Source organism: Amycolatopsis sp. VS8301801F10 (genome assembly GCF_046195355.1).
Classification (GTDB): domain Bacteria; phylum Actinomycetota; class Actinomycetes; order Mycobacteriales; family Pseudonocardiaceae; genus Amycolatopsis.
In genome coordinates this window covers 7594641-7606754 of the sequence record NZ_CP176065.1, presented here as the reverse complement: position 1 = coordinate 7606754, position 12114 = coordinate 7594641, and the positions used below count along the sequence as shown (strand labels likewise).

The 12114-nt window shown below is 69.8% G+C and carries 7 protein-coding genes; 4 read left to right on the top strand and 3 right to left on the bottom strand.

Annotation, left to right across the window (positions count from 1 at the left end; all coding sequences use genetic code 11):
- Positions 1-109: 109 nt before the first annotated feature.
- Positions 110-610, bottom strand: a complete 501-nt coding sequence (locus F9C11_RS34815) for a hypothetical protein (RefSeq protein WP_409181608.1) — start codon at positions 608-610, stop codon at positions 110-112.
- Between the two features lie 678 nt (positions 611-1288).
- Between F9C11_RS34815 and F9C11_RS34810 the strand changes: the two genes are divergently transcribed.
- The 3 genes from F9C11_RS34810 to F9C11_RS34800 are packed head-to-tail and all read left to right on the top strand — an operon-like array spanning position 1289 to position 3707.
- A complete protein-coding gene (locus F9C11_RS34810) occupies positions 1289-1858 on the top strand; it encodes an NADPH-dependent FMN reductase (protein WP_409181607.1) in 570 nt (189 codons plus the stop codon).
- A gap of 23 nt (positions 1859-1881) precedes the next feature.
- The gene (locus F9C11_RS34805) at positions 1882-2865 is read left to right on the top strand and encodes an ATP-binding cassette domain-containing protein (protein ID WP_409181606.1); all 984 of its coding nucleotides are present in this window, start codon (positions 1882-1884) and stop codon (positions 2863-2865) included.
- Positions 2862-3707, top strand: a complete 846-nt coding sequence (locus F9C11_RS34800) for an ABC transporter permease (RefSeq protein ID WP_409181605.1) — start codon at positions 2862-2864, stop codon at positions 3705-3707. The genes F9C11_RS34805 and F9C11_RS34800 overlap by 4 nt, the downstream gene beginning before the upstream one ends.
- A gap of 56 nt (positions 3708-3763) precedes the next feature.
- On the opposite strand, the gene F9C11_RS34795 is transcribed toward F9C11_RS34800, so the two are convergent.
- Positions 3764-6418: a P-loop NTPase fold protein gene (locus tag F9C11_RS34795; protein ID WP_409181604.1), complete on the bottom strand. Its 2655-nt coding sequence runs from the start codon at positions 6416-6418 to the stop codon at positions 3764-3766.
- A gap of 1057 nt (positions 6419-7475) precedes the next feature.
- Entirely contained in the window at positions 7476-10565 is a 3090-nt protein-coding gene (locus F9C11_RS34790) for an ATP-binding protein (protein ID WP_409181603.1), read from the bottom strand.
- Positions 10566-10827: 262 nt separating this feature from the next.
- Here F9C11_RS34790 and F9C11_RS34785 point away from each other — a divergent pair, with 262 nt between their 5' ends.
- Complete coding sequence (locus F9C11_RS34785) at positions 10828-12105, top strand: cytochrome P450 (protein ID WP_409181602.1); 1278 nt, start codon at positions 10828-10830, stop codon at positions 12103-12105.
- Positions 12106-12114 lie beyond the last annotated feature (9 nt).

The following is a 12114-nucleotide window of genomic DNA, read 5'->3' as shown; positions in this document are numbered from 1 at the left end:
CTCGTGCTCGCCGGACCCGACGTCGGCGGCCCGGTGTCGGCCTGGGCGACCGCGAAGTCCTCCGGCCGGTTGCCCCTCCGCGCCGGCAAGCGGCGCGGAGGAACAGGGATCAGCGAACAGTTTTCGATTCGGCGATGTAGCGGCTGGACTCGGGCAGGAACGACAGCACCACGCCGACGACACCGCACACGGCGGAGGCATAGCCGATCACCGTGCCCTGCCCGAACAGCAAGGAAAGGACCTGCAAGGCGGTCAGCACCGTCAGCACGATCCGGGCCCAGTTGCGGCCCGCTCGCAGTTTGAACGCGAAAAGCAAGTGCAGCAACGCGACCACGAGCGCGATCGCCACCCCCATCGTGATGGCGATCGTCGCCGCCTGGTCGATCTGCGCGTCCGTGAGCTGCTGGGCGTTCTGCCCGTTGGCTCTGCGCGCCGCGTCGACCAGCGCGTCTTTCGAAAAGAGCAGCAACACCGCGGCGACCACCCCGACCGCCGTCGCAGCGACGAATGCCCAGAACGCACCGGTGATCGTTCCGGGCCGTTCGAGAACGCCCGCGCGCTCCGCGGGCCGGTCGGAGGAAGAGGAAGGGTAAGCAGGCAAGTCAGTCATGCGAAGAAGGTGGCACAACGCCGACGAGGCCGCACAATGAAACGCGAAATTCTCTCCGGAAGTCGTATTTCCGGAAGATATTCTTCATCGTCGCGCGCAATTCCGGTTTAGTGCCGGGGTGCAGCGGGTACCCATGGCGGCTCTGGTCAATGCGACTGCCATTCTGGCCCTCGCCAGATGGGCTTCCTCTGCGGAGGATACGGCAACACCTGGCGAAACCCGAACCGGGCGACGAAAATAATGCTGAACACGCCGGAAAGTCATCCTATTCGTCAACGGGGCAGCCTTTTCCTGAAAAATTCGGCACTCATCCGAAGCGGACAGAGCGAGACCGCGCGGCGGGGTGCGGGCGAACGGATGCTCCGGACGTCGCCAGGGCTGCCAGCGGCTCGGCACGTCGTCCCCTGGGCGAAAGCGGGAGAGAATGTCACCTCGCGCGGCTTCCCTCGTTCGGCAGCGCGGTCACGGGTGGCGTGGGCAGCGGCGGCAGCGCTGAACAGGGCAGCGTCCCCGACCCTGGTGGGCCAGCCCTGCCAGATCCTGTCTCGCATTCCGCGCCCCGCCCCTCCGCATTCCGCCACCAAGTTTCTCCCCCTCCCTCGCCACCCTCCTGACCAGCGAAAACCTCCGCTAGATCCAACCTGGCACCCCCGCGCACCGATCTGGCGCCCAAGAAGTGTGGACGAGGAGCTGCGGGTTGCCGTGCTCGTCGCCAGCACCCGGGAGGGCCGGGTCGGCGGCGAGGTCGGCCGATGGTTCGTCGAGCGGGCCGCCGGGCACGGCGGGGTGGTGCTCGACGTGCTCGACCTCGCGACGTTCGCGATCCCGGCCCGGCTGCCCGCCGAGCCGACGGCCGCCATGGCCGGGTTCGCGAAGCGGATCGCGGCGGCCGAGGCGTATGTGGTGGTCACGCCCGAGTACAACCGCAGCTTCCCGGCGTCGCTGAAGCAGGCGATCGACTGCGCGTACGAGGAATGGCGGGCCAAACCGGTCGGCTTCGTCTCCTACGGCTACCGCGCGGGCGGCCGTTACGCGGTGGAGCACCTCCGGGATGTCTTCACCGAACTGCACACGGCGACGGTGCGGGATTCGGTGTGTCTCGACCTGTTCGAGCACGAATGCGGTGACCCCGGCGCGGGCCCGCACGGCGAATCCGCGGGCCACGCGGCCTCTGCTTTGCTGGACGAGCTGGTCTGGTGGGGCCTCGCGCTGCGCGACGGCCGGCGCGCGCGGCCGTATCGCGGATGAAGAACTGAGGGGAAAGGAAAGACATGAGCAACGCTGCCGGGGAACCGGCGATCGAGACTTCCGGGCTCGTCAAAGTGTTCGGCGAGACCCGGGCGGTCGACGGGGTCGACCTCGTGGTGCCCGCCGGAACCGTCTACGGCGTCCTCGGGCCCAACGGCGCGGGCAAGACCACCACGGTCCGGATGCTCGCCACGCTGTCCCGTCCGGACGGCGGCGAGGCGCGGGTGTTCGGCCACGACGTGGTGCGCGAGGCGGACGCCGTGCGCAGCCGGGTCAGCCTCACCGGCCAGTACGCCTCGGTCGACGAAGACCTGACCGGGCAAGAAAACCTGGTCCTGCTCGGCAAACTGCTGGGCCACCGCGGCGGTGCCGCGCGCGATCGGGCGGCTCAGCTGCTCGCGGCGTTCGGGCTCACCGACGCCGCGCGCCGCCAGGTGAAGAACTACTCCGGCGGCATGCGAAGGCGGCTCGACATCGCCGCGAGCATCCTCAACACGCCGGACCTGCTGTTCCTCGACGAGCCGACCACCGGTCTCGACCCGCGCAGCCGCAACCAGGTGTGGGACATCGTCCGCGCGATCGTCGCGCAGGGCACCACCGTCCTGCTCACCACGCAGTACCTCGACGAGGCCGACCAGCTGGCGTCGCGGATCGCGGTCATCGACCACGGCCGCGTCATCGCCGAGGGCACCAAGGGAGAGCTGAAGGCCTCAGTGGGGGTCGGAGCCGTCCACTTGCGGCTGCGCGACGCCGGTCAGCGCGCGACCGCCGCCGAACTGCTGGAACGCTCGCTGTCGGCCACCGTGCAACTGGATCCCGACCCGGTCGCGATCACCGCCCGGCTGTCGTCCGAGGCGCACGAGGCCGCCGCCGACCGCGCGTCGCGTGCCCTCGCGGAACTCGCGAAGGCCGGCGTCATCGTCGACACGTTCTCGCTCGGCCAGCCCAGCCTCGACGAGGTTTTCCTGGCCCTCACCGACCGCACGGCCACCGAGGAGGCGGCGTGACCACCGTCAAGGAACCCGATCTCGACCTCGCGGCCCCGAAGCCGGACGAACTGGCCGCGGTCCTGCTCGCCACCGAACGGCCGCCGCGGCCGAGCGCGCTGTCCGCGTCGTTCTCCTTCGGCTGGCGGGCGGTGCTGAAGATCAAGCACGTGCCGGAACAGCTGTTCGACGTCACCGCGTTCCCGATCATGATGACGTTGATGTTCACCTACCTGTTCGGCGGCGCGCTGGCCGGTTCGCCGACGCAGTACCTGCAGTTCTTCCTGCCGGGCATCCTCGCGTCGAGCGTCGTGATGATCACGATGTACACCGGCGTCGCGGTGAACACCGACATCGCGAAGGGCGTGTTCGACCGGTTCCGCACCCTCCCGATCTGGCGGCCCGCCCCGATGGTCGGCTACCTCCTCGGCGACGTGCTGCGGTACCTGATCGCGTCCGTGGTGATCATGGTCGTCGGCCTGATCCTGGGCTTCCGCCCGGACGGCGGGGTCGGCGGCGTGGCCGCGGGAGTCCTGCTGCTGCTCGTGTTCTCGTTCGGGCTGTCGTGGGTGTGGACGATGTTCGGGCTGCTGCTGAGGTCCGAGAAATCGGTGATGGGCGTCAGCATGATGGTGATCATGCCGCTGACGTTCCTCAGCAACATCTACGTCGACCCGTCCACCATGCCCGGCTGGCTCCAGGCCGGCGTCTCGGCCAACCCGATCAGCCACCTGGTGACCGCGGTGCGCTCGATGATGTCCGGGACCTGGGACGGCGGCGCCATCACGTGGACGCTGATCGCGGCGGCCGCGCTGACGGCGGTGTTCGGGACGCTGACCATGCGGCTGTACAACCGAAAATGACCCGGCGTCGGGGGAGGCCGTCCGGCTGCGAACCGGACGGCCTCTCGGCCTCGGCTTCAGGTCGCGGGGGAGAGCACGTAAGAGAACCGGCGGACCGCCGGAACCCAGTGCTGGAAACGGGAAAGCGTGTCGATGCGCAGCGTGGCCGACACGTGCGCGAGTCCGCGATGGAGCTGACGCCAATCCCGCACTTCGTTGTCGCACAGCGTTCCGGCGACGGGATTCCGCCAGACCTCGCCCTGCCGGCGCGGTGCGCAATCGGCCACGAACCCGGACCAGGCGGCGTCCGGCGCACGGTGAACGAGGCCGCCGGTGACCGACCGGTCCGGGTCCGGCAGCGTGTCCAGCGCCTTTTCCAGCACGAGCCCCGGCGCGGTCAACAGCCCGAGCAACGCCACCACCGCCTGGTAGTCGCCAGGCGTGGTGTCGTCGCCGAGGAAACGCGACGCCTCGGACAGGTCCCGGGTCGCGCGAAGCATCCGGTACAGGTTGAACAGCCGTTTCGCCTCGCGAGGAGTGCTGATCAGCAGGTCCAGTTCGGACAACAGGTCGATTTCCGCGGGCGTGAGCGGACGCGGCGGGTCCGCGGCTCGTTCCGGACGGCTCTGACTGTCTACTTCGGACCCTTCCTCGATCTGGGGAACCAGGTCCGGGAGCGCCTTGGCCGGGGAAGGGATCCGCTGCGTCCGCGGCCGTTCCTCGCCCGCCGGTTCCAGCAGGCGATCGTCGGTCAGCGACCGCAGCAGCCGGCGCAGGCTCCCCTCGGACATGGTGGGCAGCACGAACGGCAGATTGATGATCTTCCCGAGATAGTCCTCCGGCGAAGCGAGCCGGCCGGCGTCGGGCGCATCGTCGAGCATCCCGTCGTAGCGGCTGTGCAACGACCGGGTCAGCCACCGCGGGTCGACGCCGACCACCACCACGAACAGCTCCAGGGCGAGCAGCAGATGCACCGCCTCCAGCACCTCGACCACCTGGCGGGCGCTGCACCGGTCGAGGTCGTCGATGTACAGCACGATCCGGTCGATCGGCATGCCGCCGGAGCCGGGGTGCGCGCGCCAATCGGCCATGAGTTCGACCAGCTGCTCGAAATCCTTCCGGATGGTCGAGATCAGCCCGAGGTCGCGCCGATAGGAATCGCCGTGCGCGCGATCGGCGAGAAACGCGTAAAGATTGCGGCCCGGCGTCAGCTCGGTCAGCTCCCGGCCGAGTTCGCCGACCCTCGCCACCACTTCTTCCAGCTGCGCCTCGGCGACCCGCTGATCGGTCTCCGCCCGGCGGAGCTCCTCGAGCATCCGGGACACCTCGGGCGCGAGCATCCTGCTCGCACCCCGGTCGATTCCGCGCCGGAGATCTTCGCTGAGTTCGCGCAACTCCCGAAACCCCGCCCGGGCGCGGCTCAGCAACGCGACCCCGGTGCCCGCAGCCGCGGCGAATGCGACGCCAACCCCGGCCAGCCATTCCCGCGCCACCGGCATGATCGCGGCGACGAAAAACCCGACGAACAAAATGACTGCGGCCACGGTCAGCGCTGCTCGGCCCCACCGCCCTCGCGGCGATCTGCGCAACGCCTCGGCTTCGGACAACGTGCCGCGCAATTGCTCGACGAGCAGCGCCCCCTGCTCGGCCTCGTCCTGAATCCCGAGCCGCTGCCACACTTCCCGGCTGCCAGCCAACGCCCGAATCAGGACTCGCGCGGTGTCCTTTCGGCTCAAGGCGGCTTTGTCGACGTCCGCTTGAAGTTTCGCGGCGGTCGCCTGCGCCTGCCGCTTCGCGTCCTCGAGTTCGGTGACCTGATCAAGCCGTTTGGAGAGTTCCTCGCGCAGTTGCTCGCGCCGCTGCTGCGCGTTCGGTCCCGGACCGGCGAGCTGGCGGAAGATCTCGTCGCCGAGGCTGGCCCACAGATTGCGGTCCGCGTAATGCCAGGCGTTGAACCCGATCTGGACGATCTCGCCGCAGTAAGCCGGATTGCCCGACCCCGCGAGCCGGTCGACCTCGTCCCGCATCAGGCCCATGAAGTAGCTCTTGCCGGACCCCCATTCGCCGAACACCCCGACCGACAGCGGCGGCAGCGTGCTCCGGTCGGCGATCACTGTCGCGAGCATCGACACGTAGGGCGCGACACCGAGCCGGTCGCGCTCGAGCGGGATGCCGCGGGTCGGATCGACCAGGTCGTTGGAGATGCCGCCGGCCAGTTCGACCGCGGAGAACCGCAGGCCTCCCGCCTGTTGCCAAGCCGCGCGGATCGCGTCTTCGGCGGGTTCGGAGTTGCAGACGAAGACAAGACTGCGCAGCCCGCTGGTTTCTTGGAGAGCCTTGATCGCCGCCGGAACCGCTACCGCGGCGACTTCCGCTTCCCCAAGCCCGAGGTCGCCAGTGCCCAGCAGCGGCAACCCGAGTGCGACCACGTTCGCGCTCGCCGCGAACCGGATACCGGCGTCGGTGGCGGCAGAGATCGCAGTCAAGGACGGCAGGCCGAACGCCCCGTCTTCATGCGGCGTCACGAGCACGGCGAACCGCAGCGGACCCCGGCCGGCGCCGCGGAGGTCCAGCAGGAACGGCCGCTCGGGCACGACCGCGTCGTAGTCGACCGAATCCCAGCCCGCGTCCGGATACTCCTCCCGGACGGCGCGGCCAAGGCTGCCGAGCGTCCCGCCGACGGACACCGCGACCGCATCGATGCCGGTTTCCCACGGATGCTGCGTGCGCACGACATGGCACGAAGTCCCGCCTGCTGAACCGAGATAACCGGAGTCGGTGGGTGCTGGTGTGCCTGCCATATCAGCCCGCGGCCTCCACGACCTCGACGTCAACGCGGACGGCCAGCCTAGCCAACACCGCCGCTTCGGCGCTCGGACTGCGCGGTTTCGGATACACGAACGGCGCACTGCCACACCCGTAAGCCTGAACGGCTTACGCTTCGCGGGTTCGGCCAGCGGCAGTCCGGTCTGGTTGCCGGTCTGGTTGCCTGAGCCGGGCGGAACGAGCGCGGCCTTGGACGACTCAGCGGCTGGCGCACGGCACGGCCACGTTCCCACAGCCTCGCCGATGCCAGTTTTCCGCTCCTCGCAATCGCTTCTGCCCTCGCGATCGCTTCTCCCCAGGCAATCGCTCGGTCCCTAGCAATCGCTCCGCTGGCGGGTGCGGGAATTTCCGCCTCCCGCTCAGACAGCCTCACCATCACTCGGCTCGGCTCCACGGCGTCCCTCGCCGCCTTCGCGCGCGTCGCTACTTCGCCTGGCCTCCTTCCGTTGGTGCCCTCATGCGGCGCGCGGGCAGCACGTCCTGCCGCACAGCCCCGGGCTTTGCCGGGCGGCCGCGGTTCGTTCTGGCAGATGGGTGCGTGGAGCGCTCGCCGCTCCGGCTGACGGTCCGGATTGTCTCGCTGGGCACTGGCGCGGTCTGCTCCTGTTTGGTCTGCTCCCTTCGGTGCGGTGGTGCGGTGGTGCGGTGGTGCGGTGGTGCGGTGGTGCGGTGGTGCGGTGGTGCGGTGGTGCGGTGGTGCGGTGGTGCGGTGGTGCGGTGGTGCGGTGGTGCGGTGGCGGATCCCTGGCCGGAACGCGACGTGCTGGTGCTCGCGCTCGGGCTGCTCGCGGGCAGCGGAAATGCGCGCTCACCCCGCGGTCGGTGGTCGAGCGGGACGGTGAACTGCGGTCGCACGTCCACGGCAATGGTCGTCCGGCGGTGCGGTTTGTCTCCTTCTCTCCTTCCCTTCCTTGCTGGGGCGGCTGCGGTGCCGCTCCGGGGCTGGCGGCCGGGCCCGCTGGGCTACAAACGCCAGGTCATGGGTGTGTCCGGTTGGTAGCTGCAGGACGAGCCGGTCGTGATGGTGTTGCGGAGGTGGTCGGCCAGTTCCGGGTGGAGGTCATTCAGTTTGCGGAGGGTGTCGCGGATGCGGGCGGTCACGGCTTTGCGGGCGCGTTCCGTTTCGTCGCCGAGGCGGCGGGTTCGGCCGGACAGGCCGGTGGACGTTCGGAGTTCCTCCAGCAGGGCGGCGCGTTCGTGGTCCAGGGCGGCGGCTTTGGCGTCGTCGCCGCGGAGGGTGGCGGCGTCGATGGCTTCGTCCAGCTGGTCCAGGCGGCGGCGGTAGGCGGCTTTCGCGGTGTCGTCCAGGATGGGGTCGCCGCTGAAGGTTCGGGTGGCTTCCGATTCTCGTCCGCCGTCCGGGGAAAGCAGTTGTGCGGCCGGGATTTCGGTTCCTGGTCTGCTCAGCAGGAAATTCAGGTCTCGCAGGCCTTTCGCGTCGGGCATGCGTACTTCGCGGTCGGCGAAGCGCAGGGTCCAGACCGCGTCGGTGCGGTGGAATTCGTTGGCGGGCACGGGTGGCGGCGAGGGCTCGGGCCGGGCGGTGATGTGGTGCAGGCCTAGTTCGGCTGCTTCGGCCGTGACGGCGTCGGCCAATGCGGTTGCGCGGTCGGTGTCGCCTAGGTCTCGCAACGTGGCTGCCAGGTGGTTGCGGGCTTCGACGGCCCACGGACGGGCGCGCAACCGGTCTGCGGAGCGGGCGGCGGCAGTAAGATGCGCGGCGGCGGTTTCGTGGTCGCCGAGGGTTCTGTGCAGCAGGCCGGTCCACAGGTCTACTGGGCCGCTCAATTCGCAGCCGTATAGGGAGACCAGCCATTCCCCGCGGTGTGGCGAGAGTTCGCGCAGCAAGCGTTCTGCCGCGGTGCGGTCTTTCAGCACTACGGCGGCTTGGGCCTGGCAGCGCAGCCATAGCGGGGTGAAAGTGCGGGCGTACGGGCCCTCTGCGTGTGCTTCGGACAGTTCGTATCGGGTGGTGGCTGCGTCGCCCGCTAACGCGGCGGTCAGGGTGCGGAGGAGCGCTGGGTGCGGGAAACCGGAATCGGCGACCTTTGTGGCGAGGTCGGCGGCTTCGGCGAATCGGCCTTGTACGAGCAGGGCGCTCCAGCGCAACTGGTCGGGCATGTAACCGTAATCGTTGCTGCCGAAGATTTCCGGGGCGGCCAGTGCCTCCGCGAGTGCCGCGTCGGCTTCGGCGAAGCGGCCGCGGAAGGTGCAGATGATGCTGCGGTCGATCGCTTCCGCCAGTTTCGCCGCTCGCACGCCTTCGTCGGCGATCCCTCGGAACACTTGGAATTGGTCCAGGTAGCGCGGATCTCCCTGTTCCAGCATCGCGACCCACTTCAGCGAAGCCGCGAAGAACTCGGTCTCCCGGTCGCCAGTGCGTCTCGCGATGGCGGTCAGTTCATCGGTAAGCCGCTCGCGTTCGGCGCTGCTGCCCAGGCCCCAGATCGCGTCGTGCCTGGCCCACAAGGTGAACGCCAGCGCGTCGTCGTCTTCGTCGTCTCGGGCGAGGATCGCGGCGCGGGCGGTGAGTTCCAGCCGGATGCGGTCCAGCGAGAGAGGTTCGGACGCGTTGCCGCCGCAGAGTTTTTCGTGTGCCTCGCGGAGCACTTCAGCGGTGAACTCGCGCCGTGCCCCGCTCGTGCCGAATTTAGAGAGGGTGAGGGCGGCGCGGGCGAGGAGGTTTGCGTTGTCCTGGCGGCGAGCCAGCGCGACGGCTTCTTCGCACAGAAGCCAGGCCTCGTCTTTCTCCTCGAAGCGCCACAGCGTGGTGGCCAATTCCAGCGCGACGACTGCTTGACTGCGTTCGTCGGCCGCTCTTTCCCGGGCTCGGCGCAGGTGTGCGATGGATTCCTCGAACGCCATCCGGGCGGCCGCGTCCTTGGCGGCGGCGAGCAGCAGGCGGACGACGTGCTTCGGTTCGAGATCGGTATGGGCGAGATAGGCGTGCCGGGCCCGCTCGGCGACGCCGATCAGGGTTGGCGTGTGCTCGCTGGCGCGCACGACCGCGGCGTGCCGGCGTTGTGCCTCCGCGGGCGTCAGCTCGGCGTATCTCGATTCTCGTACCAGGTCGTGCGCGAAGGAGAAGCGGCCTTCGCCGAGCGCGAGGACCAGCCGGGCGGCTACGGCGCGGGTGAGCAGGTGGTCGACCTGTGCGGCGGGCGCGCCGGCGGTGGCGGCGAGCAGTTGGAGCGAGAATTCGCGGCCGAGCACCGCGGCGTTGGTGAGCAGTTCGGTGACTGGACGGGGGAGGAGGGACAGCCGCCGCTGGAGGGCGTCGGCGACTCCGGGCGCGACCGCGGACACCGTGCTTCCGCTGCGCCACAACCGCGCTGTCTGTTCCACGAAGAACGGGTTGCCGCCGGTGCGCCGGTGCACCTCGGACGCCAGCTCGGCGCCCGGATCCGCGCCCGCGGTGCGGCTCATCAGCTCGGCTACCCCGGCTTCGTCCAGGCCGGTGAGCGTGATCGTGGTCGCCTTGGCGACCAGCGGCAGCATCAGCTCGTGCAGAGGGTGGCCGGGCGCGTCCACCTCGACGTCGCGGTAGGTGCCGATGAGCAGCAGCCGCTCGAACCAGGTGTGCCGGGCCGCGAATTCGAGCAGCCGCAGCGACGCCGGATCGGCCCAGTGCAGATCGTCGAGGATGACCGTCACTGGGCGGTCCTGGGCCACCGCGACCAGCGCTCGGGTGACCGCGTCGGGCAGCTGGAACCCGTCGTCGGCGGGCGGTTCGGGGGTTTCGCCGAGCAGCGCGGACAGCGTCGGCGAGCTCGCGACGGCCCATTCGTGCGGCGCGGCCTCCCTCCGCAGCGAGCGCATGACCTGGACCCACGGCCAGTAGCCGGGCGCGGCCCCGGACTCCCAGCAGGTGCCGCCGAGGACGAGCGCGCCTGCCTCGCGCGCGTCGTCGGCCAGTGCGCTGACCAGCGTGGTCTTGCCGATTCCGGCCTCGCCGGCGACCAGCGTGAGGCCGCCGTGGCTGGCCATGGCGCGCGAGAGCTGCGCACGCAAGGTCGCGGCGGGGTGGGCCCGCCCGATCAGCGCCGCAGTCATGTCCGGTTCCTCCCTTTCTCCGCGAGCCTCTCACGGGACTCGCGGTGCCGTCTCGTCCTTTCACCGCCCGCGACCGGCCGGTCACGCAGTTCGTGCTGGTCGCGGGTGATGCGGGCCATTCTGTCCGCGGGGTCTGACAATTCCCGGGGGTCCGTCGCCTGACCGGGTGACGGGAGTCCACTGTGGACCGGCGCTGGCCTCGGGGTGACGGGCGTCTCCGCCCGGGACCGGCGGAAGGGGTGGTTGCGGTACTGTCGCGGCCATGGGGAGTCTCCGTTCGCGCATCCTCGCCTGGGCCGGCCGCCGGTACATCGCCCGCCAGCAGAAGCGCGGTTTCGATCTCGAGAAGATGGCGCTGCTGCCGGATTCGGCGCTGGAGCCGTTGCGCCGCCAGGGTCTCGACCCGCTGCCGGACCTCGGCCGGCTGCGCGGCGAGGCACCGATCAGCAAGCTGGACCTGCCGTTCGGGATGAACGCCTGGCTCGTGACCGGGTACGAGGAGGCCAAGGCCGTCCTCGGGAAGGGCACGGAGTTCAGCAACGACTTCACGAACCTCGTCGGCAACGCGGGCGTCACCGAGGACCAGAACCCGGGCGGTCTCGGATTCGCCGACCCGCCGGTCCACACGCGGCTGCGGAAGCTGCTGACGCCCGAGTTCACGATGCGCCGGCTTTCCCGGCTCACGCCGCGGATCGACGAGATCGTGGCGGTCCAGCTGGACGCGATGGCCGCCGCGGACGGGCCGGTGGACCTGTGGGAGCAGTTCGCGCTGCCGATTCCCTCGCTCACGATCTGCGAGCTGCTCGGCGTGTCCTATGAGGACCGGGCGGACTTCCAGCGGCTGAGCACCGCGCGGTTCGACCTGTTCAGCGGCGCGGGCGCGTCGCTGGGGGCGATCTCGGAATCGCTGGGATACCTGCTGGAGATCGTGCGCAAACAGCGCGAGCAGCCCGGCGACGGCCTGCTCGGCATGCTGATCAAGGAGCACGGCGACGAGATCGACGACCGCGAACTGGCCGGTCTCGCCGACGGCATCCTGACCGGCGGCCTCGAGACCACGGCGAGCATGCTGGCGCTGGGCGCGCTGGTGGTGCTGCGCGACCCGGCCGCGTTCGACGCGGTCCGGGGCGACGACGATTCGGTGCACCGGTTCGTCGAGGAGCTGCTGCGCTACCTGACGGTGGTCCAGATGGCGTTCCCGCGGTTCGCGAAACAGGACATGGACATCGCGGGCGTGCACATCAGCGAGGGCGACATCGTGCTGGTGTCGCTGTCGGTCGCGGACCGCGACCCGGTGCTCGGCAAGGGCGACATGGACCGCTTCGACCCGACCCGCGAGCCGTCCTCGCACCTGGCCTTCGGGTACGGGATCCACCGGTGCATCGGCGCGGAACTGGGCCGGATGGAACTGCGGGCGGCGTACCCGGCCCTGGTCCGGCGATTCCCGAACCTGCGGCTGGCGGTGCAGCCGGAGGAGCTGGCGTTCCGGAAGGTGTCGATCGTATACGGGCTCGATTCGTTGCCGGTGCTGGTGGACTGATCTCGGCTT